The following is a 20,746-nucleotide window of genomic DNA, read 5'->3' as shown; positions in this document are numbered from 1 at the left end:
CTATCTTATCCTATTAAGTTCATTTTCTATATATTTACAAAATACTGGAGTATAGCTCATATCTGGTTTTTGCGTATTTATATAGTCACTCATTAGGCTCAAATAATCTATATAATCATCTATATTTAGCTTTCCTCGGAGTAACTCATACTTCAAAAATAGCCAATATGTATTTAGCGTATCAGACTCACAATACTCATCAATCTTATCTTGCTTCCCACTATAATACAAACTCATCACCTCATCGCCACAAACATCATATTTACCAGGTAAATTCAAACTAGCACAAAGCAGATCAAGCTTTAGCCCACTTACAGCCTTAAAATCGCTAATGTGATCTAGCAAATCTAGATGAAAAACCCCATCATAACGACTTCTATAATTACACCATTTATCTTTACCATTAATTTTATCATTAGTGCTAAAATACTCACTAGCATCGATATTATACCGCATAGCCCTAATCATCAGCATAGGCAGATCAAAACCCCTACCATTATAGCTAACCAATCTTGGATTATGCTCATTGATAAATTTAATAAACTCAGATATTTTCTCTTTTTCACTACTACCTGCAATTGTAGATACTCGCTTAAATCTACCAAATTCATCAGCAATTACCGCACTAATTGTAACAACTTTATGAAAGCAAACAGGTAAAAACTCATTCCCACTTTGCTCTTTTTGCGCTTTTAGTGCTATCTTTGCCACGCTCTCATCATCGCCTTCATAGCCATAAGCTGCCCTTAAAGAGTCGCTATCTGGCACGGTTTCACAATCAAAAACACAGATATATCCGCTCATAGATTACCAACTTTTAATCAAATTTGGATAGAATAATAGCAAAAAATCTTGGAAAATTAGTTGAAAATAGCAATTATTAGATTATCAGCCCTTGGGGATATAATTCATACTAGCATCGTGATACAATTCATTAAAAAGCATTTTAAAAACGCAGATATTACTTGGTTCGTCGATGATAAATTTAGCTCAATTTTAGAGCTTATTAGCGATATTAATGTCGTTGCCTTGCCTTTAAAGAGTAAAAAATTTTATAAAAGTTATAAAATTCTTAGGCAATTTAGCGGTAAATTTGATATTATCATTGACTTTCAGGGGCTTATAAAATCAGCAATTATAGCTAGAATTTTAGGCAAAAATATCGCTGGATTTGATAAAAATAGCATAAAAGAGCCACTAGCTTCAATATTTTATAAAAGCAAATTTAGTATTGATTATAATGAAAATATTATAAGAAGAAATCTAACTCTTGCTAGCAAGGCTTTAGGCTTTAATTTTAGCGATGATGAGATTACCCACAAATCTGCTTGTTTTAGCTCAACTAAAGAGCCAAAACCATCACAAACCATCTTAATAGCACCATTTGCAAGCGAACCAAGCAAGTGCTATAATAAATTTAAAGATCTTATAAATTTGCTAAAAGATTATGAGATAAATATAATTTCTGGCAACCAAAAAGAGCTACAACAAGCAAGATTAATCGCACAAAATACCCACGCTAAGATTTTAGAGCCTATGAGCTTAGAGATGGTGGTGAGTTTGCTTTGTGATACTGGATTAGTCATCGGCAATGATAGTGGTATAACTCACCTAGCTTGGGCGCAAAATAGAGCCTCTATCACGCTATTTGGCAACCGACCAAGTCATAGAAATAGCTATCAAACACGCATTAATCGCACCATCAATACAGGCAAGAAAATTGATGCTAAAAATATAGATAAGAGTGATTATTGTATCAATGATATACCGGCAATTAGCGTGGCGAATTTAGCAAGGGAGATTTTGAATTTGGAGAATTTGTATGATTGATTTTGTATATTTTTTGCTTTATAAAATATTTAAATTTATCGCAAACTACACGCCTATGAAGTTTCAAAATCTGCTTTTAGACGCACTTGCTAGGCTGTTTTATAAATTTGATAAGAAGCATACAAATATAATGAGAATTAACCTTAAAATGTGTAAATTTGATAATATAGAAAAGATTATTTTAGATACTTATCGCAATTTTGCCTACTTTGGTATGGAGTTTTTGCGTAATCAAAATAGCTCAAAAGAGCAGATTTTATCCAAAGTGGAATTTAAAAATGAAGAAATTTTGGATAAATTTAAAGATCGCCCCATCATCATCACAACCGCACATTATGGTAATTGGGAGCTTTTTAGCCTTGCGATGGCGGCGAAATTTGGCGCTGTTAGTATCGTAGGTAGAAATCTTGATAGCCCTTTAATGGATAAGATTTTAAGCCAAAAAAGAGCTAAATTCGATATAGAGGTAATACCTAAAAGCGGTGGCGCAAAGATGATTATCAAAGCACTACAAAAAAGGCGTCTTCTTGGGATTTTAGTCGATCAAAATATCGATATTAGAGATGGGTTAGCGTGTGAGTTTTTCTCTAATAAAATAGCTCACACACATGCTGCTAGTATCTTTGCGTCTAAGCTAAATGCGGTGATAATCCCAGCTTTTATTCAAAGATATGGCGATAAAAATTTAATCATATTTTATGATCCAATCGATATTAATGCCCTAAATGGGGACAAAATTCAACTCGCCACGCAATACCAAAGCGACGCTACGCAGATGGTTATAAGCTCCAAACCAGATGAGTATTTTTGGATGCATAAGAAATTTAAACACTTCTACCCAGAGATATATAAATGAAAATATTAATTATAAAATTTAGATTTATCGGCGATGTATTACTAACTACACCGCTAATCTCAAATCTTAAGGCTCACTATCCTAATGCCTCTATACATTATGCGGTAAATAGCGGCACACAAGCACCACTACAAAATAATCCGCAAATTGAGAAAATTCACATTTATGAGCGTGGGATAATCAAAAAAGCAAATATATTTAAAAAAAATTATCTAGAGCTAAGGTATGCCTTGGGATTAAAAAAAGAGAAATTTGATATTGTGATAAATACAGAAATGAGCGATAGGGGGCTATTTTTAGCCAAATTTATCGGAGCTAAAACCATAGTATCACCTAAAGGGAAAAATGGAATTTTAAATAAATTTATAACCCATATCTCAAAACCAAGCGGCCATATAGTAATGCAGAATTTATCTGCTATAAACGCCCTAAATAAGGAGATTAAAAGCACGAAAGTTAGCCTATATTTTAATGAGTATAATCTAAATTTGCCAAATAATTTTATCCATATTCACCCAATGGCTAGATTTAATTATAAATGTGTAAGCGATGAGATAATGGCTAAAATAATTGACTTTTGCGAGATTGAGCTTGATAAAAGAGTGGTTCTAACCTGTGATAAGAGTCAAAATGAGATTGATAAAATGAAAAATATCCTATCTCTTTGTAAATCTAAGCCAATGGTATTTATGGGGAATTTAACTCTAGATCAAGTGGCATTTTTAAGCTCAAAATCACAACTCTACATAGGCACAGATACAGCCATAATGCACATAGCAGCAGCAAATAATGTGCCTTGTATAGCGTTATTTGGCCCTAGCTATACTAGTGCTTGGGGGCCGTGGGATAACTCCAAATCCAAAAGCTACTATAAAGATACAAATGGAATTCAAAAAATGGGTAAGCACACAGTCATTCAAAGCACTCTAAAGTGCGTCCCATGCGGAAATGAAGGGTGTAATGGCTCACAAATTAGCGATTGCTTAAACACTCTTGATATAAACTGGATTAAAAATGAGATAAAAAATAGCTTTATAATACAAATTCAAACTAATTAAACCAATTTATAAGCCTAAATATGATAAAATGAAAATATGAAAAATATAACAATCTTAGAAATAAACTCTACAAATAAAAACCAAAGATTTTTAGAGAGATTAAAATCAGCTTTAAGCTCAAAAGGCTTTAATCCCACAAGTAGAAATTATGATAATATAAAGGGTAAAAATCCCATCATAAAACTATTAAAAATAAACAAACTTGCCAAAAAGCAAAAGAGTGATGAGCTATATGTATGCTTAGATAGATTTGATAGTGCTGATATATATCTAGCTAGTGATGGAGTACAAAAGATATATAAAAGACTAGATAAATTTTGGTTTTTAAATCCATTAAGTCTTATTAGAAGTAAAATTGAGAAAAACTGCATAAACAACTCCGCAAAAATCATAACAAACTCAAACCTAACACGCTATCAATTAGAGACGATTTATGATATAAAACCAAATAAAATTAGCACAATCTACCCTGGAATTAACCTACCAACCCAGGTGCAAAAAGGCAGTGCTAAAATGCAACTATGCAAAGAGCTTAGCTTGGATATGGAGTTCTCAATTATCCTATTTATATCTAATAATTTAAAAAACGATGGAGTGGCTGAGTTTATCAAGCTATTAAGCCAAATTCAAAACAAGATAAATGCTATAATCATAAGTAGCGATAAATCCGCTCCAAAATATAGAAAAATGGCTAAAAAGCTTGGAGTTAGAGCGATCTTCAAGCAACCACCAAAAACGCTAAATCGATACTACGAAGCAGCTGATATATTTGTTTTACCATCGCTTTATAACCCATTTAGCACCCAAATTTTAGAAGCGTTAAGCTATGGCTCCATATGCTTTACTACTGCTAATAACGGAGCTAGTGAGATATTAGGCGATGAGTTTATCATAAAATCTACTGATGATACAGCAAAATATATTGATGAGCTTTTAAATAATCACGATTTAATGGTTGAAATATCAGCTAAAAATATTGAATTAGCCAAAGATTTTACAACAGATAAAAGCCTAAATCAAATAATAAAGGTCATTAGTGAAAATATTCATTGAGTTGCCTACTTGGCTTGGCGATGGAGTGATGAGTAGTGCAGCCATCGCAAATATAAAGGCAAATTTCAAAAATGCGGATTTAACTTTTTTTGGCTCATACGCCTCAACTGCTCTTTTTGAAAAAAGCGGAAATATCATAGTAGATAACTCTAAAAAATCCAAATTTCGCCTACTTTATCTATATAAATTAGCCAAATCACTACCCAAATTTGATATATTTATCAGCTTTAGAAGCCACCTTGCCTCTAAGGCTTTGGCGTTTTTCATAGAAGCGGCAAAAAGCGGAGTTTATAAACCAATTGATAAAAATAGCCATCTTGTTGTTGATTATCTAAATTTTAGCTCAAAACTACTAAATATCGATATTCTAACAGATCAACTAGAGTTAAATTTCACCCCCATTAAATACTCAAAGCCAACTCTAGGCATCAATCCTGGCGCTACATATGGAAGTGCTAAGAGATGGTATCCAAGCTACTTTGCTGATGTTGCAACTAAATTGAGCGATAAATTTGATATATTGATATTTGGCGGCGATAAAGAGAGCGATATATGTGATGAGATTAGCCAAATTCTAAACCAAAATAGCATAACCCACCAAAATCTCTGTGGTAAAACGACAATCAGCCAGCTAGCTAGCCATATAGCTGGGCTTAAGCTATTTATAACCAACGATAGTGGCCCAATGCATATAGCAGCAGCTTTCAAAACCCCTACCATAGCACTATTTGGGCCAACGAATTTTACTCGTACAAGCCCATATAATAACCCAAATGCTAGATTGGCTCACTTAAATTTATATTGTATGCCATGTATGAAAAGAGTATGCCCCATCGGCACTCATGAGTGTATGAAAGCACTCAAACCTAGCATAGTTTTAAATTTAATTAATGAGCTTAGCTAAAAGCACAATCTACCGCTTGACAAATCGTATGAATTATCAAAATATGCATCTCTTGAATTCTAGCCGTATCATCAGATGGAACTACGATATTTATATCGCACATATCATTCATAGCTCCGCCACCCTTGCCGCTTAATCCAACGCTTTTTATCCCATTTTCTCTAGCTACTTGAATGGCGTTTAATACATTTTTACTATTTCCGCTCGTGCTAATAGCAACTAGCAAATCCCCAGCCCTGCCTACTCCGCCAAGTTGCCTTGAAAATACCATATCATACCCATAGTCATTACCAATTGCCGTAAGTGCAGAGGTATCAGTAGTTAGCGCTATAGCACCAAGCGAAGCTCTCTCGCTTTTGTATCTACCTGTAAGTTCAGCCGCAAAATGCTGAGCATCAGCTGCACTTCCGCCATTGCCGCAAATTATTATTTTATTGCCATTTTTAAGCGTATCTATAATGATATTTGCTACTTTCATTACATATTCATCAACAGACAAAATCGAATTTGCCACCTCTAAATGTGATTTTAACTCATCGCTAAATATACTCATAATTATCCTTTAATTTCTTATTTTTTCTATTATTTTTGTAGTGCTCTTGCCCTCTACAAACTCAATTAGCTCAACTCTTTTAGCAAACTGACTACCCACAACCACCTTGCCTTCATAATCAGCACCCTTTACAAGCACATCAGGGCTAATGGCCTTAATAAGCTCATAAGGCGTATCATCATCAAATATCACGACAAAATCCACAAATTCCATCGCACACAGCATAGCTGCCCTATCAAGCTCTATATTTACCGGCCTATCATCGCCCTTTAAAGCTCGAACTGAGCTATCTGAATTTAACCCAATAACCAAAATATCTCCAAGCATTTTCGCCTTTTGTAAGTAGCTGATATGACCAAAATGCAAAATATCAAAGCACCCATTTGTAAATACCAAGCTCTTACCACTTCTATCAATCTTTAAAAGCTCATCAAGCTTGACTATTTTTCTCTCAAAGCCTATTTTTTTACTCTTTAAGCTCTCTATCTCTTTCCAGCTTGCATCAGCACTGCCTACCTTGCCTACTACCACAGCTGCGGCTAAATTCGCATTAGCTATAGCCTCTTCGATACTCATCTTACTAGCTAAGCAATATCCCAAAGTAGCCAAAACGCTATCCCCAGCACCAGTTACATCAAAGACCTCTTTTGCTAATGCGGGGAATTTCTTCACCTCATCATCTAAAAGCCCTATTCCATCTTCGCTTAAAGTGATTAAAGAGTATTTTAGCTCATAATTCATCTTCATACTTTTTAAGGCCAACTCTAACTTCTCATCGCTATCAATCACAAAGCCCAAAGCCTCACTTGCTTCTTTTTTATTTGGCGTAAGAAGCGTTGCGCCTTTATATTTACTATAATCCTTGCCTTTTGGATCTACTAAGACCATTTTGGAGGTTTTTTTAGCAATTGTGATTATCTGCTTTGTTAGATAATCATTCAAAACGCCCTTACCATAATCACTAAGCAAGACAATATCATAATTTTCTAATATACTTTGAAATTTACCTATGATCTCATCAGCACAATCTATATCGCTAACGCTCTCAGTATCTAGTCTTAAAACTTGCTGATGAGATACCATTATACGGCTTTTTTGGCTAGATTTGCGTCCTTTTTGTGCGATCACTAGCTCGATTTTAGCACCACGATCTTTTAAAAGCTTTAAAATTTCACTACCTAATTCATCATCGCCAACCACGCTCACCACGCCAACATCAGCTCCAAGAGCGATTAAATTTGAAACCACATTGCCACAACCGCCTAATCTTTTGGTCTCATTTTTTATATTTACTACTTGGACTGGTGCTTCTGGGCTTATACGATCACAACTTCCCCATATATAGTGATCAATCATCAAATCCCCAACTACTAAAACTCTAGCCATCACTTAAACTCACTATTATAAATTCGTTTTATAGCTGGTAAATAATCCCTTATGCCATCTTCAAGGCTATATTTTGGCTCATATTTTAAGCTAGTTTTAGTAGGCGATATATCAGCTTGAGTGAAGTATTGATACTGCGATGCAAATGGATTTTTGATATACTCATTGCCTAAGCTTACACCAATTTCTTTCTGTAAAATATCAGCAATATCTTGAAAACTTCTAGCATTGCCAGTTCCGACATTATAGACCCCACTATCTCCATTTATGGCTAATTCATTGGCTAAGATTATATCTTTTATATATACAAAATCCCTTTTTATCTTATCACTTTCTTCAAAGAGTCTTGGGGCATTGCCGCTTAGAATTTGTAATCCAAATTGTAATACCATAGATGCGGTTTTGTTTTTAAAAAACTCCCCATCTCCATATACATTAAAATATCTAAGCCCAACTATATGAAGTCCCGTTTTAGCGTGATACTCTCGCCCCATCTCATCCATCATAAGCTTACTAAATCCATAGACATTAGCCGGATTTTCACCTACGCCTACACTTTGTGGGCTTGGGGCGTCCCCATATGTAGCACCACTACTAGCATAGATCACTTTAGAGCCATTTTGGTATGCGATATCTAAAATATCTTTAAATGAGTTTAAATTCACTCTCATAATCTCATCTTGTTCAGCCACTGTAGTATCAGAGATAGCAGCCTGATGATATATCACATCTGGAGCAAAATCTCGCATTTTTTTAATTGTATCAATATCGCAAATATCACCGCAATAAATCTCGCCTTTAAAGCCAATTAAATTTTTATAATGTCCAAAGCTTTTTAAATTTCCATTACTAAAGGTCTCATTAGAGCGAAATTTATCCACTACCAAAACCTCATTCTCACTCATAAAATGCTTAGCTAAATTTGAGCCTATAAATCCCGCTCCGCCAGTTATCAATACTCTCATTCATATCCCTTTACACACTCTAAAATATCTAAAACACTACTAAATTTATCCCCATCAATCAAAAAGCTTCTACCCACACCAGCACTATTAGCAGCCTCTATATCGCTTTTTTTATCCCCTATCATAATTGAGCTTTTCATATCTATATTAAATTCACTCAAAGCTTGTAAAAACATACCAGATCTTGGCTTTCTACAACTACAATTATCATCTGGAGTGTGAGGGCAATAATATATCTTTTTGATACTTACGCCTCTTTTTTTAAACTCACTAATCATATAGCAACTAAGATTATCAAAATCAGTTTGGGTATAGTATTTACGACCTATTCCTGACTGATTTGTAACTACAAAAATTTCAAATCCAAGTGCCATAAAACCACTTAAAGCCTCAAAAATTCCAGGCATAAACTCAAAATCCTCTATGCGATAAACATATCCTGGGTCTTTATTTATCACCCCATCACGATCTAAAAATAGTGCTTTAATCTTTTCCATAGGCTGATTTTATCTATATTTTAGTTTAAATTCACTTAATAATCATAAATTTTTGGATAATTAATATCTCTAAATTAAAATTTAATTATAATATTTAATCTAAATTTCAGAATATTGGCACTATAATACTCATATTAAATCTTTCAAAAGGATAAAAAATGAAAAAAATAGTTCTATTGGTTGCATTAGCCTGTGTTGGTGCATTCGCTGCTGATGGTGCTGCAATATACAAAAAATGTGCAGTTTGTCATGGTGCTAAAGCTGAAAAAAAATATTTAAATAAAGTTCCAGCTCTAGTTGATACAGATCCAGTTCAAAGATTAGCTGATATGAAAGCTTACAAAGCTGGTACATTAAATGATGGTAAAGGTAAAATCAATATGGGTGCTATCATGAAAGGTCAAATGGCTGCTTTAAGCGATGCTGATATGGAAGCTGTAAACAACTACATTTCAACTCTTAAATAACTCTATCTAGCTAGGTTTATCCTAGCTAGTTCTTTTAAATATCTTTAATTCTTATCTTAATCTGGCGGTCTATAACCCTTATTTTTCATAAGCTCTTTTTTACGATTTTCTAAATTTACAGCATCATTTAACGCATCTTCACTATCAAATTTTGTCCCATCTAAAAATTTAGAATAGTCATCAAATTGCTTGGTTTTTACACCCCATAAAAGCCCAAAAAGCGCCAACGCACCAAGCAAAGTAGATATCCCAAGCATTATAGCTATCACAGCGCCCATTTTTATCCTTTTAATCTTATTTTAGTTGAGTTTAAAACCACAATTATAGAGCTTAAAGACATAGAAATTGCCGCAAATAGCGGTATTATATAACCCATCATAGCAAGAGGGATTGTAAGAGCATTATAAATCAAGGTAAAAATCAAATTCTCCTTAATAGTTCTAAAAGTTAGCTTAGATAGCTTCAAAGCCCTTAAAAGCGAATTTAAATTATCATCTAGCAAGACTACATCACTCTTTTCTATACTAATTTGCGCTCCACTTCCCATACAGATCCCCACACTAGCTGTGTTTAGTGCCACTATATCATTAACTCCATCACCTATCATCACCACTGGAGATTTGGAATTTAAATCTTTGATTATTTGAGCTTTTTGGATCGGATCTTTACTAGCGTAAAATTCATCTATATTTAGCCTATTTGCAATCTTTGTAGCCACACTATCGTTATCGCCTGTTAGCATTACTACCTTATATCCATCTTTTTTTAAGCTATTTATAACGGCTTTTGACTCATCTCTTAGCTCATCTTCAAGCTCAAATTTCGCCACAACTTCTTTTCCTACAGCAAAATGATATTCTAGTCCACTCGCTTCAAATTCCCCAAATCCCATTTGAGCCATAAACTTCGCACTACCGCCATAAATATCCAAATCCCCATATTTCGCACTCATACCTAAGCCATTATGGTTAGTTATATCGCTTAAATTAAGCTCTTTAGCAAGGATAAAATCCCTTATAGCCACACTCACAGGATGAGTAGATGAAAGAGCCAAAGAGTATAATAAATCTTGATTATACTCTTTAAATTTTATCGCTTTAATAACTTTAAGCTTGGATTTTGATAGTGTGCCAGTTTTGTCAAATACCACACAACTACACTTAGCCAAGCTCTCAATTATCCTAGCTTCTTTAAATATTATCCCACCACGCATCGCACTACCTAAGGCTATTAGCGTAGCCACCGGAGTAGCAAGACTTAAAGCGCACGGACAAGCGATTATAATCACGCTTACAGCTACTATCAATCCTTTGCTAATCTCACCGCTATTAAAAAGCCAAATCGCAAATGTCAAAATCCCTAGCAAAAGGATAGTTAGAGAGAATTTAGCTGAAATTTGATTAGCTAAAAGCTCAATTTTTGGCTTCTTAAAACTTGCTTTATTTAATAGATCAATTATTTTACTAAGAATAGAGCTTTTAAATAGCTCACTAGCCCTATACTCTACGCTCCCATCTACGCACACAGCTCCGCTTATAATCTTTTGGCCTTCGCTTATAACCACCGGCAAACTCTCGCCATTAATACTAGATAGATCAAAGCTCCCAGCCCCACTAGCCACGATGCCATCTATCATCACTCGCTCACCACTTCGGACTTTGATTATCTCGCCAGGTTTTATATCATTTACATCTTTTAACTCGAATTTCCCATCTCGTTTTACATAAATTTGATTTACCAAAAGCGCCCCAAGAGAGTCTAGGGTATCGATCGATTTTTTCTTGCTAATTACTTCAAGAAATTTACCTATAAATACAAATGTAATTATCATAGCCACAGAGTCAAAATATACTTCTCCACTTCTACTAAGCATCGCATAAACTGAGTAAAAATAGGCTATATTGGCCCCAGCACAAATGCTTAAATCCATATTAGCTTGGCGATTTTTAATGGCAAGATACGCCCCTTTGTAAAACTCACTTCCTGTATAAAACAGCACAGGAGAGGCCAAAACAAACTCAGCAAAATGTAAAATATCCTTAATATCATCGCTCATTCCGCTGAAATACCCACCATACAAAGCCACCGCCACCCACATAATATTCATAGTACAAAATAGCCCAACAAGCATCTTAGAGTAAAATTCTCGCCGTTTTTGACTCGCTCTTAAATCTGCTTTTTTAGGATCATATGGGATTGGCGTGTAGCCTATGGAGTTGATTTTGCGTAGGATTTCATCTAATTTTATTATGCTATCGTCCCATTTTATATAGGCCTTATGTGTAGCTGAATTTAAGCTAAAATCAACAACCCCATCGCTTGATATAAGCACCTTTTCATTTAGCCATACGCAAGCTGAGCAGTGAATTCCATCAATTATAAGATAAATTTCGCAAAATCCATCGCTATTTCTAACATAATTTTTATAAAATGCCTCGCTATCAATTTTGGCCAAATTTGGTGCTTTGAAGTGCTTTTGATTGCCTAATTTATCATAAAATTCGCCTAAATTATGGGAATTTAAAAAATTATATACGCTCTTACACCCATTACAGCAAAACTCATTCCCGCTCTCATCAGTGATTATCGCACTTTTGTCAAACTCGCCCTTGCAGTGCAAACAGATAAAATTTCCCATACCAACCCTAAATTTTTATAAGATTTTATAATAAATTTGCTTACATATGGCTCAGAAACTTAAATTTATTTTGCGATTAATATTTAAATTTTTAAGCAAATTTAGGATAGAATTAAATTTTTTAACTATTTTAAGGGATAAAAATGCGTGGATATAAGATTTTTTCTGGGACAGCAAATGTGGAATTTTCTAAAATGGTAGCAAAATATCTAGGAATTCCATTAAGTGAAGCAAGTATAAAGCGTTTTAGCGATGGTGAGATTAGCGTCCAAATCGGTGAGAGTGTGCGTGGTAAAGATGTCTTTATCATTCAGCCAACCTGTGCGCCAGCTAATATAAATTTGATGGAGCTTTTAATCTTAACAGACGCTCTAAAACGCTCAAGCGCTAGCTCTATAACTGCGGTTGTGCCATACTTTGGCTATGCTAGACAAGATAGAAAAGCCGCTCCAAGAGTGCCAATCACAGCCAAACTAGTAGCAAATATGATGCAAACTGCTGGGATCGATAGGGTTGTTACTATGGATCTTCACGCTGGGCAAATTCAAGGCTTTTTTGATATTCCAGTTGATAATCTATATGGAACGATCGTATTTTTAGACTATGTAAAAAGTAAAAATCTTAAAAATCCTATTGTCGCAAGCCCTGATGTAGGTGGCGTAGCTCGTGCTAGAAGTCTTGCTAAGAGCTTAAATTTAGATATGGTAATAGTAGATAAACGCCGAGAAAAGGCCAATGAAAGCGAAGTTATGAATATAATAGGCGATGTAAATGGCAAGGATGTGATTTTAATAGATGATATGATAGATACAGCTGGAACTATAGTAAAGGCTGCTGAGGTATTTAAGAAAAATGGCGCCACAAGCGTAATGGCATTTTGTACTCATCCTGTTTTAAGTGGCCCAGCATATGATAGGATAAATAGCGGGGCATTAGATGAGCTAGTAACGACTGATACCATCCCACTTAAAGAGCAAAGCCCGTATATCAAGGTTTTAAGCACTGCCCCACTATTTGGCGAAGTAATCCGTAGAGTATATCACGATGAGAGCGTAAATAGCTTGTTTTATTAATATATTAAAGTGTTGCTATAATTTAGTAACACTTTAAGCCCAACTCATCTATAATTAGCCACTGCTAGAGTGATCTAATCTTCATTAATATCATACGCCTTACTAAAGCCAAATAACGCCTTAGTAAATTCAAGCTTAAAATTACGCTATAAATCTCATTTTTAGCCTTAAAAGCTTTAAAAATATCTTGATAAATTTTAGGGATATGAACCGCATTTGCTCTAAATATAACTCTTTTTCTAGCTAATAAATTTTAACTATCTTACTCATCTTCTATAAACATAACTTCAATATTATTTGGATTTGTTTTAATGGGGATAGTGCTGGGCTACTTGGCTTATACAGATGAAATTATCTAGCTAATTTTGTAGTATTGAGAGTATGAGCAAACTGCCTCTTTTAAATCATTCATACTAGCTTATAACTACACTGCTAAATTTAGCCCTAAAATCAGCTATTTATTTGCTTATATCATTCACTAATCTTACTGATTATACTCATTTTTTATCTTTTTAATATCAAAATATAGCTTAAACAATCCTCTCTTATACCAAGTTTTTTTAAACTCATCAATGTTATTTTAAGTTTTCTTGTATTTTTTCTACTAAAATGTTTATATCATCACTAGCAAAGATGATTTTAGCAAATTCTAAGTTTTGCTGATTTGAATTTAGTATTCTTTTGATTAGCTCTTTTTGATATTCAGCACTTGATGAGCCTTTGCCAAGAGCTCTATGGCAAGTAGGGCAGAGTTTTACAAGATTTTCAAGCACATCAAGCTCTTTATCTTTACCCACAGAGATACAATGGTGAATTTCAGTATAATAGCGATTTTGCCGTGTCAGAAAACTTCTGTCTTTAATATTGTAAATATCATTACAGCCAGCGCAAATATCAGGTGCATAAATACGCATAAATTTCACTATATTTACATCACGCTTAAATTTATCATTTTTCTCTTCTTCAAACTCTAAATCTTTGCGAATTTTATCAATTTCATAATTGCTTAGATTTTTACCATAAATTGTATTTAAATAAAAACCCAGTCTTTCATTTATCATTGCTTTTGTAAAACTTGGTTCTTCACACTCAAAATAAAATATTTCATCAATATTTCTTTTATAGTTAATTCCATAAACTTCTTTGATTATTTTTGCCTTATATTCATTTATCAAACCTATATTTTTAATATACCAAAATAAATTTATGCGAAATTGTGTATTGCGCCTATTTTCTCCACTTACAAATTGTGATTGTAATTCTCTAAAATTTATATTAAAAGCTTCTTCTGGAATATTAAAATTATCTATTAAAAGTCTTAATCTTTTTAGCTCAAGCTCTGAGTTATAAAAATAATCTTGACTTAAATATGGTCTGCTTGTATCCACACTACCACGAATTTCAAAAAATCCTCTTATGAATTCCTTTTTATCATCATCTAAAATTTCGCCTATAAAAAATGGACTTAACATAATTTTGCGAAGTAATAGTTTGTAAAATCTATCATTATTTAAATCCAAATCATTTTCTAATACAATTTGAAATGAAGTTTTACTTTTATATTCCCAAATTCTATCACTACTTTGATAATTTAGCGCATCCAAATATAGAGGTAAACTACTCTTATAAATGCTATCATCTAGAAATTTTGTAGATTTATATTGAGATATAGTTTGTATAAATCCTTTTTCTATCACATATCTAGAAAAAAATGCTCCCAAAACAAAAGGGCTTTGAGTATTGTTTAAAAACTCGCTAACTTTCATTTTATGTTCCTATAAATTGAATTTTTGTATTATAACAAAAAAGATAAAGGACTTGCGTGTTTAAAATTCTAGATTTATTTTGTGGTGCCGGCGGTTTTTCGCTTGGTTTTGACAAAAATCCGCATTTTAAAACCCTGCTTGCGCTTGATTTTGAAAATTCAGCCATAGAAACTTTTAAACTCAACTTCAAATGTGCGCAAACTATTTGTGGAGATATCACAGACAAAAGTACAAAAAAACAAATCATAAATTTAGCACAAGAGCTTAAAGTCAATATGATAATAGGCGGCCCTCCTTGTCAGGGATTTAGTCTGAAAGGTAAAAAATTAGGATTAAATGACTCTAGAAATTTTTTATTTTTAGAGTATTTGGAGCTTGTAAAAGAATTACAACCAGAAGTTTTTGTAATAGAAAATGTAAAAAATCTTTTAGCTTGTTCAAATGGATATTTTAAAAATGAAATTTTATCAAAAATTCAAGAACTAGGCTATCAAGTAAATTGTGATATCCTAAATGCAAAAGACTATGGAGTGCCACAAAATAGACAAAGAGCATTTTTTTTAGCTGCAAAGAATAAAAAACTAAAATTTCCTAAAAAACAAGAAATTTACGTAAATGTAAAAGACGCAATTAGCGATCTTTCTTATTTAGAAAGTGGAGAGGGGCAAATAACAAGCCAGTATCAAAATCAAGCCCAAAGCCAATATCAAAAAATGCTTAGAGGCGAATTTTTACAATATCATAAAGCCAGCAATCACTCTAAAACAGCACTTGAAAAACTAAAAATGATACCTTGCGAGAGCGGTAAAGAGCATTTGCCAAAAGAACTTCATGGAAAACAAAAATTTAACACTACTTGGGGGAGATTAAAATGGGATGAGCCAAGCCCCACTATTGATACTAGATTTGACACACCAAGCAACGGCACAAACTCACATCCTTTTTTAAATAGAGCTATTACACCAAGGGAGGCTGCTAGAATTCAAAGCTTTGATGATAATTTTATATTTTGTGGCTCAAAAACACAAGTTTGTAAGCAAATTGGCAATGCTGTCCCACCGCTACTAGCAAAAGCTCTAGCAGATGAAATAGCAAAAGAGTTTTATTATGAATAGATATGAAATATTTAACACTGATGCGTTTTGTTGGATAGAAAATGCATTAGAAAAAGAGATTAAAGTAAATCACATAATCACAGACCCACCCTATAATATCTCAAAAAAAAACAATTTTTCAACTATGAAAAATCCTCGTCAAGGTGTGGATTTTGGATTATGGGATAATAATTTTGCCTTGCTTGAATGGATAGAAAAATTTTCTAAAATTTTAGATCAAAATGGTTCTTTTATTGTATTTTGCTCTTATAAATTTATTAGTGATATTTGCAAAGTTTGCAAAAGCTCAAACCTTGAAATAAAAGATATTTTAGTCTGGCAAAAAAATAATCCTATGCCAAGAAATACTAATCGTCGCTATGTTCAAGACATGGAATTTGCTCTTTGGGCTGTTAAAAAAGGTGCCAAATGGACTTTTAATAAAACAGATAATCTGCCGTATTTACGCTCATTATACAAATTTCCAGTAGTAGCTGGCAAGGAGCGAACATCTCATCCTACTCAAAAATCACTAGCTCTAATGAGCGAGATCATTAAAATTCATACAAATTCCAATGATATAATTTTAGATCCTTTTATGGGCTCAGGCTCTACTGGTGTAGCTGCCGTAATGGCAAATAGATATTTTATAGGGATCGAAAAAGATAAAAATTATTTTGAAATAGCAAAAAATAGACTAGAAAAAGCTTCAATCCAAATTTCATTAGATTTATAAACATAATAAATTTCGATTTTATAAAACCTTGCTTTTCTATCTTTATGTTATTTTATCTCCCTTTTTAATCTTTTTAATATCAAAATATAATTTTACAAATCCACCTTTATGCCAGGTTTTACTAGCATTTATCAAGGCTAAGCCAAGTTTATATGGTATGCTTTGCCTTTCTTTTAAGGCGGATTTATAATCCTCATAATGCTCTATCGGTGGGACTTTGAGGTGTGGTTTGTTTTGGATTATCTTAAAATACTCTTTTTGTTCGCATCTATGCCTTAAATAAATAGCTAATAAAATAAAAGGTAGTTTAAATTTTCCAAATATACTATAGTAATTTTGTACCATTGCATACCCAAGCTTGTAAGCTAGATGATATCTTATTCGCTCTATAGCGTAATTTGCCTTGCAAATAAAGCCACCTTTATACTCGCTACCGCCATATTTTAACCATTTTTGATAATAGCTATTCCAAATTTCTCCCCAAAATTGATAAACTAGCTCATTATTCCAAAATCTCCCATCTCTTCCCCAAGCGTGAATAATACTATATCCGATACTTTTACGCCAATATGTGCTACCTGTATATTCATAGCCTAGCTCTTTGACTTTAAAATTACTATTTAATATTAATAGACTAAGCACCCCTTGGTCATTTACTCCATATTTGGTGCTGTAATTATAAATTTGCTTATAACACTCTTTTGGATTTGGTATTGTATCATAGTAGGCTACAATACCGCTTCTATAGACCCTATAGCTTCTAAATTTACCATTATAATCTTTAAGCGTTGGGTTTAATAAGCTTTTGCCTCGGTGCGCTCCAAAATGGTAATTTTTAAATTTAAAAAGCTTGCCAATCCCCTTAAGCAGCATAATATCAAAATCAAGATATATTATACACTCACACTCATCAAGTAGCAAAAGCGGCTCAAACATTCCATAAGCCATATGCGTCCAACGAGAGAGAAATGGGGAATTTAAATTAGCGCTATTTTTATCGCCAAAAGCTTGAATTTTAGTGACGAAATCATCCTTAGTAAAGCTAATAAATTTGATTTTTATACCATCGCAAAGCCTACAAAATGCTTCCATCTCACTTTGAGTAAATCCATCATGAACAATATAAAATACATCCACCTCGCCACTCATCACCTCAGTGATATTAGCTACCATTGCCCCAATGGCAAAGGCGGAATTATTAGTTGCTGCTAATAAAATACCGCTTTTATATGGTTTTTTCATAGATTAATATCTATGCTCATCGATAATAGCACGAATAAGCCTAACAATACCAAATATCAATGTCAAAATTATAAAAATTGTGATAATATTATACATTTTATCTGGATATTTGGCACTTTGTGGCTCATATGGACTTTGGATTACCACTAGTTGCTTAGCCTTTCTGCCTATCTCAATTCTAGTTGTCTCAACTGCCTTAATAGCCGTTTTATAGACATCTTCAGCAAAGTTTAAATTTAGATATAAAGCTTCAAATTGTGCCACAACATCATTTAACCTATCTTGCGATGCATTTGATGCTACCTTGCGTTTTTCTTTTTCTAACTGCTCTTTATGCGCTCTTAATTCAGCTTTCAACGCTAAAATTTCAGGCGCATTCTCATTTAGATAGCTTCTCATTGTATTTAGCTCGGTCTCTTTTTTAGAGATTTGCAACTCTATATCTGTGATAAATCCAGCCTTGGTTTGTACCAAACTTTGCGGATCGAAGATACCATATTGATTTTGAAAAGCTAAAAGCTCATTTTTAGCATCTTTATACTTTTGCTTAGCATTTTCTAACTCACCTTGAGCAAATCGTAACTGCTCTCTAGCAATATTGTGTGAAATTTCATTTATAAATCTCTCACACTCTTCTAAAATAGCAGCTGAAATAGTGCGAGCATCTTCAGGGCTAAAGCCCTCCACAGCAACATTTAAAAGCCCAGTAGCATCATCAAATAGTATGTGAATTCTATTTCTATAATACTGTAAATAACTCTCTTTGCTAGTTGATGAATAGATACGGAAAAATAGATCTAGCTTTTGCTTCTCATAAAGCGATCTTAAATTTATCTTTTCATCAAGTTTTTGGAGCATATCAAGGGATTTAATATACTCTTGTAAATGCTTAATATCCTCAGTTGAACTAGATGGAATGCCAACTAAACTCTCTATCCCACTAAGTGCAACCTGGGAGCTTCCATCTGTAGATTTAACGGTCAATGATACCTCGCTTACATATCTATCAGCTGCAATAAATACATAATAAAATATTACCACGACCATTATATAAATCACAGTTTTAAAACTATCAAGTCTATTTAGACGCTCTTTATGCTGTTTTATATCCTTAATTGATCTTAAAATCATAGCTCTTTTATTCAACTGCATATCCTTTTATACATCTCAATTCCCTCTTTGACATCATCATAAACCGTAGTCATACCGCAATTTACTAAGATCACCTTATCGCACCACTGCTCTATCTCGCTCATATTATGAGATACCATTATTACCTTAGAATTGCTTAATTTTTCTTTATAAATTGCATCGCTTTTTTGCTTAAATTTAGCATCTCCCACAGCACCAGCTTCATCTATGAGATAATAATCAAAATCAAAAGCCATACTAAGCCCAAAACCAATTCGCGATCTCATACCTGAAGAGTATGTATTCATCGGCTCATCAAAGTATTTGCCAATCTCTGCAAACTCCTCTATATATCGCACTTTTTCTTCTAAAGCCTCGCCTTTATATCCATAAACTCTAGCTACAAATTTGACATTATCCCTAGCTGAAAGTGCGTGTTGAAATCCCCCAGCTAGACCAACAGGCCATGAGATTTTCTTATCAGTGATGACTCTACCAGCATTTGGAATATCAGCCCCACTTAATAATCGCATAAGAGTGGATTTACCAGCTCCATTTCTACCAATTAAGCCTATACTACAATCATCTGGAAAAGTAAAGGTAAATTCACGAAATACAAAGTGCTTATCGCCATTGCTTAGTGGGTAAAATTTAGTTAAATTATCTAATTTTATCATGGTCTGCTCGCTACAAGTTCTCTTCGTTTATAGTAGTAAAACCAAAATCCTATAAATAGCATTATGATATTACAAACCAAAGGATAGAATAAATTTATCCCATCAACTAGCGGATAACCATCAAAATAGTAGTGCTTTATACTCTCACAAATATGTAGTATAGGATTATAAAGCATATATTTTAATATATCAGATGGGATAATCCAAATAGGAAAGATAACGCAAGATAGTATATATAAAGCTGTAGTAAAATATGTAAAAATAGTCTTAAGTGGCTCAATAAAATGCGTAACAATCGCAAAAATCACACCAAGGCTAAACCCAGATAACACCATCAACATAACGCTAATAAACATAGCTAAAAAATCCCTAGGCACTACATTATAACCTATAAACCACCCAGCCAAAATCATCACGCATAAAAATATCAAAGAGTGCATATAAAACTCAAGCAAAGCTCTAGCTAAAAATACATGAATTGGTCTAACAGGCTTATAAAAAAACAAAGATAAATTCCCAGCTATCCCACCCATAAGCTGCGTAACAATATTTCTAAACATAAAAAATGGGATAACCCCACAAGCTAAAAACATAAAAACAGGGGTGCCACCAGGGACAACTAAATGAGTGATATTCTCGCGAATTAAGGTTACTACAGTGGTAATTACTAATATCTGTATTAAAGGCTCTCCAACTACCCAAAAGTAACCTAGATGCCTATTTTTGCCAAATCTAGTCTTTAACTCTCTAAAAAATAGCGCTCTTATAACATTTAGCACTATATCCTCCGCAAAGCTGTTTTAAAAAATTATATCAAAAT

The 20,746-nt window shown here is 33.5% G+C and carries 21 protein-coding genes; 9 read left to right on the top strand and 12 right to left on the bottom strand.

Annotation, left to right across the window (positions count from 1 at the left end; all coding sequences use genetic code 11):
* Positions 1 to 804 (bottom strand): 3'-5' exonuclease, encoded by an 804-nt coding sequence (locus tag CSUIS19073_RS05440; RefSeq protein WP_086237969.1) that lies wholly within the window; start codon positions 802 to 804, stop codon positions 1 to 3.
* Positions 805 to 864: 60 nt separating this feature from the next.
* Between CSUIS19073_RS05440 and waaC the strand changes: the two genes are divergently transcribed.
* From waaC to waaF, 5 genes are read left to right on the top strand one after another with little or no spacing between them, the layout of a single operon-like run.
* Positions 865 to 1,830 carry a lipopolysaccharide heptosyltransferase I gene (gene waaC / locus CSUIS19073_RS05435; protein WP_086242282.1) on the top strand — a complete coding sequence of 322 codons (966 nt, stop codon included), beginning with the start codon at positions 865 to 867 and terminating at the stop codon, positions 1,828 to 1,830.
* Complete coding sequence (locus tag CSUIS19073_RS05430; RefSeq protein WP_086237971.1) at positions 1,823 to 2,686, top strand: lipid A biosynthesis lauroyl acyltransferase; 864 nt, start codon at positions 1,823 to 1,825, stop codon at positions 2,684 to 2,686. Before waaC ends, CSUIS19073_RS05430 begins: the two co-directional genes overlap by 8 nt.
* Positions 2,683 to 3,744 carry a glycosyltransferase family 9 protein gene (locus CSUIS19073_RS05425; protein WP_086242283.1) on the top strand — a complete coding sequence of 354 codons (1,062 nt, stop codon included), beginning with the start codon at positions 2,683 to 2,685 and terminating at the stop codon, positions 3,742 to 3,744. Before CSUIS19073_RS05430 ends, CSUIS19073_RS05425 begins: the two co-directional genes overlap by 4 nt.
* A 36-nt stretch (positions 3,745 to 3,780) precedes the next feature.
* Positions 3,781 to 4,797, top strand: coding sequence for a glycosyltransferase family 4 protein (locus CSUIS19073_RS05420; RefSeq protein ID WP_086242284.1), 1,017 nt, complete (start codon positions 3,781 to 3,783; stop codon positions 4,795 to 4,797).
* Complete coding sequence (waaF, locus tag CSUIS19073_RS05415; protein ID WP_086237974.1) at positions 4,781 to 5,701, top strand: lipopolysaccharide heptosyltransferase II; 921 nt, start codon at positions 4,781 to 4,783, stop codon at positions 5,699 to 5,701. The genes CSUIS19073_RS05420 and waaF overlap by 17 nt, the downstream gene beginning before the upstream one ends.
* On the opposite strand, the gene gmhA is transcribed toward waaF, so the two are convergent.
* Genes gmhA through gmhB form a run of 4 tightly spaced genes read right to left on the bottom strand, consistent with a single transcriptional unit; the run spans position 5,694 to position 9,102 of the window.
* A complete protein-coding gene (gene gmhA / locus CSUIS19073_RS05410) occupies positions 5,694 to 6,254 on the bottom strand; it encodes a D-sedoheptulose 7-phosphate isomerase (protein WP_086242285.1) in 561 nt (186 codons plus the stop codon). The genes waaF and gmhA overlap by 8 nt on opposite strands.
* A 9-nt stretch (positions 6,255 to 6,263) precedes the next feature.
* Positions 6,264 to 7,640 (bottom strand): D-glycero-beta-D-manno-heptose-7-phosphate kinase, encoded by a 1,377-nt coding sequence (gene rfaE1, locus CSUIS19073_RS05405; RefSeq protein WP_086242307.1) that lies wholly within the window; start codon positions 7,638 to 7,640, stop codon positions 6,264 to 6,266.
* Entirely contained in the window at positions 7,640 to 8,605 is a 966-nt protein-coding gene (gene rfaD, locus CSUIS19073_RS05400) for an ADP-glyceromanno-heptose 6-epimerase (RefSeq protein WP_086242286.1), read from the bottom strand. The genes rfaE1 and rfaD overlap by 1 nt, the downstream gene beginning before the upstream one ends.
* On the bottom strand, positions 8,602 to 9,102 hold the full coding sequence (gene gmhB, locus CSUIS19073_RS05395) for a D-glycero-beta-D-manno-heptose 1,7-bisphosphate 7-phosphatase (RefSeq protein WP_086242287.1): 501 nt from the start codon (positions 9,100 to 9,102) through the stop codon (positions 8,602 to 8,604). The genes rfaD and gmhB overlap by 4 nt, the downstream gene beginning before the upstream one ends.
* 158 nt (positions 9,103 to 9,260) lie before the next feature.
* Here gmhB and CSUIS19073_RS05390 point away from each other — a divergent pair, with 158 nt between their 5' ends.
* Positions 9,261 to 9,569, top strand: coding sequence for a c-type cytochrome (locus CSUIS19073_RS05390; protein ID WP_086237979.1), 309 nt, complete (start codon positions 9,261 to 9,263; stop codon positions 9,567 to 9,569).
* A gap of 56 nt (positions 9,570 to 9,625) precedes the next feature.
* On the opposite strand, the gene ccoS is transcribed toward CSUIS19073_RS05390, so the two are convergent.
* Together ccoS and CSUIS19073_RS05380 are read right to left on the bottom strand one after the other, a co-directional pair.
* Positions 9,626 to 9,847: a cbb3-type cytochrome oxidase assembly protein CcoS gene (gene ccoS, locus CSUIS19073_RS05385; protein WP_086242288.1), complete on the bottom strand. Its 222-nt coding sequence runs from the start codon at positions 9,845 to 9,847 to the stop codon at positions 9,626 to 9,628.
* 2 nt (positions 9,848 to 9,849) lie between these two features.
* Positions 9,850 to 12,207, bottom strand: a complete 2,358-nt coding sequence (locus tag CSUIS19073_RS05380; protein ID WP_086242289.1) for a heavy metal translocating P-type ATPase — start codon at positions 12,205 to 12,207, stop codon at positions 9,850 to 9,852.
* 143 nt (positions 12,208 to 12,350) lie between these two features.
* On the opposite strand from CSUIS19073_RS05380, the gene CSUIS19073_RS05375 reads away from it, so the two are divergent.
* Positions 12,351 to 13,280 carry a ribose-phosphate pyrophosphokinase gene (locus CSUIS19073_RS05375; protein WP_086237982.1) on the top strand — a complete coding sequence of 310 codons (930 nt, stop codon included), beginning with the start codon at positions 12,351 to 12,353 and terminating at the stop codon, positions 13,278 to 13,280.
* 575 nt (positions 13,281 to 13,855) lie between these two features.
* Here the strand turns inward: CSUIS19073_RS05375 and CSUIS19073_RS05370 are convergent.
* Positions 13,856 to 15,046, bottom strand: coding sequence for an HNH endonuclease signature motif containing protein (locus tag CSUIS19073_RS05370; protein WP_086242290.1), 1,191 nt, complete (start codon positions 15,044 to 15,046; stop codon positions 13,856 to 13,858).
* Positions 15,047 to 15,102: 56 nt separating this feature from the next.
* On the opposite strand from CSUIS19073_RS05370, the gene CSUIS19073_RS05365 reads away from it, so the two are divergent.
* Together CSUIS19073_RS05365 and CSUIS19073_RS05360 are read left to right on the top strand one after the other, a co-directional pair.
* The gene (locus CSUIS19073_RS05365; RefSeq protein ID WP_086237984.1) at positions 15,103 to 16,161 is read left to right on the top strand and encodes a DNA cytosine methyltransferase; all 1,059 of its coding nucleotides are present in this window, start codon (positions 15,103 to 15,105) and stop codon (positions 16,159 to 16,161) included.
* A complete protein-coding gene (locus tag CSUIS19073_RS05360; RefSeq protein ID WP_086237985.1) occupies positions 16,154 to 16,876 on the top strand; it encodes a DNA-methyltransferase in 723 nt (240 codons plus the stop codon). The genes CSUIS19073_RS05365 and CSUIS19073_RS05360 overlap by 8 nt, the downstream gene beginning before the upstream one ends.
* A gap of 42 nt (positions 16,877 to 16,918) precedes the next feature.
* Here CSUIS19073_RS05360 and CSUIS19073_RS05355 read toward each other — a convergent pair whose 3' ends face one another.
* Genes CSUIS19073_RS05355 through kpsM form a run of 4 tightly spaced genes read right to left on the bottom strand, consistent with a single transcriptional unit; the run spans position 16,919 to position 20,705 of the window.
* On the bottom strand, positions 16,919 to 18,118 hold the full coding sequence (locus CSUIS19073_RS05355) for a glycosyltransferase (RefSeq protein ID WP_086237986.1): 1,200 nt from the start codon (positions 18,116 to 18,118) through the stop codon (positions 16,919 to 16,921).
* Between the two features lie 3 nt (positions 18,119 to 18,121).
* A complete protein-coding gene (locus CSUIS19073_RS05350) occupies positions 18,122 to 19,264 on the bottom strand; it encodes a capsule biosynthesis protein (RefSeq protein WP_423775234.1) in 1,143 nt (380 codons plus the stop codon).
* Positions 19,261 to 19,926 carry an ABC transporter ATP-binding protein gene (locus tag CSUIS19073_RS05345; RefSeq protein WP_086237987.1) on the bottom strand — a complete coding sequence of 222 codons (666 nt, stop codon included), beginning with the start codon at positions 19,924 to 19,926 and terminating at the stop codon, positions 19,261 to 19,263. Before CSUIS19073_RS05345 ends, CSUIS19073_RS05350 begins: the two co-directional genes overlap by 4 nt.
* Positions 19,923 to 20,705 carry a capsule polysaccharide transporter KpsM gene (kpsM, locus tag CSUIS19073_RS05340; protein ID WP_086242291.1) on the bottom strand — a complete coding sequence of 261 codons (783 nt, stop codon included), beginning with the start codon at positions 20,703 to 20,705 and terminating at the stop codon, positions 19,923 to 19,925. Before kpsM ends, CSUIS19073_RS05345 begins: the two co-directional genes overlap by 4 nt.
* Between the last annotated feature and the right edge of the window lie 41 nt (positions 20,706 to 20,746).

It is taken from the genome of Campylobacter sp. RM19073 (genome assembly GCF_024723495.1).
Lineage (GTDB): Bacteria > Campylobacterota > Campylobacteria > Campylobacterales > Campylobacteraceae > Campylobacter > Campylobacter porcelli.
Note: the sequence above shows the minus strand (reverse complement) of the source record. Positions and strands in the feature narration are given on the sequence as shown.

What these genes read in the sequence shown, in the direction of transcription:
- CSUIS19073_RS05440 (WP_086237969.1), bottom strand. Translation starts at nt 804, where the DNA reads ATGAGCGGATATATCTGTGTTTTTGATTGTGAAACCGTGCCAGATAGC.
- CSUIS19073_RS05430 (WP_086237971.1), top strand. Translation starts at nt 1,823, where the DNA reads ATGATTGATTTTGTATATTTTTTGCTTTATAAAATATTTAAATTTATC.
- CSUIS19073_RS05425 (WP_086242283.1), top strand. Translation starts at nt 2,683, where the DNA reads ATGAAAATATTAATTATAAAATTTAGATTTATCGGCGATGTATTACTA.
- CSUIS19073_RS05420 (WP_086242284.1), top strand. Translation starts at nt 3,781, where the DNA reads ATGAAAAATATAACAATCTTAGAAATAAACTCTACAAATAAAAACCAA.
- gmhA (WP_086242285.1), bottom strand. Translation starts at nt 6,254, where the DNA reads ATGAGTATATTTAGCGATGAGTTAAAATCACATTTAGAGGTGGCAAAT.
- rfaE1 (WP_086242307.1), bottom strand. Translation starts at nt 7,640, where the DNA reads ATGGCTAGAGTTTTAGTAGTTGGGGATTTGATGATTGATCACTATATA.
- rfaD (WP_086242286.1), bottom strand. Translation starts at nt 8,605, where the DNA reads ATGAGAGTATTGATAACTGGCGGAGCGGGATTTATAGGCTCAAATTTA.
- gmhB (WP_086242287.1), bottom strand. Translation starts at nt 9,102, where the DNA reads ATGGAAAAGATTAAAGCACTATTTTTAGATCGTGATGGGGTGATAAAT.
- CSUIS19073_RS05390 (WP_086237979.1), top strand. Translation starts at nt 9,261, where the DNA reads ATGAAAAAAATAGTTCTATTGGTTGCATTAGCCTGTGTTGGTGCATTC.
- ccoS (WP_086242288.1), bottom strand. Translation starts at nt 9,847, where the DNA reads ATGGGCGCTGTGATAGCTATAATGCTTGGGATATCTACTTTGCTTGGT.
- CSUIS19073_RS05380 (WP_086242289.1), bottom strand. Translation starts at nt 12,207, where the DNA reads ATGGGAAATTTTATCTGTTTGCACTGCAAGGGCGAGTTTGACAAAAGT.
- CSUIS19073_RS05375 (WP_086237982.1), top strand. Translation starts at nt 12,351, where the DNA reads ATGCGTGGATATAAGATTTTTTCTGGGACAGCAAATGTGGAATTTTCT.
- CSUIS19073_RS05370 (WP_086242290.1), bottom strand. Translation starts at nt 15,046, where the DNA reads ATGAAAGTTAGCGAGTTTTTAAACAATACTCAAAGCCCTTTTGTTTTG.
- CSUIS19073_RS05360 (WP_086237985.1), top strand. Translation starts at nt 16,154, where the DNA reads ATGAATAGATATGAAATATTTAACACTGATGCGTTTTGTTGGATAGAA.
- CSUIS19073_RS05355 (WP_086237986.1), bottom strand. Translation starts at nt 18,118, where the DNA reads ATGAAAAAACCATATAAAAGCGGTATTTTATTAGCAGCAACTAATAAT.
- CSUIS19073_RS05345 (WP_086237987.1), bottom strand. Translation starts at nt 19,926, where the DNA reads ATGATAAAATTAGATAATTTAACTAAATTTTACCCACTAAGCAATGGC.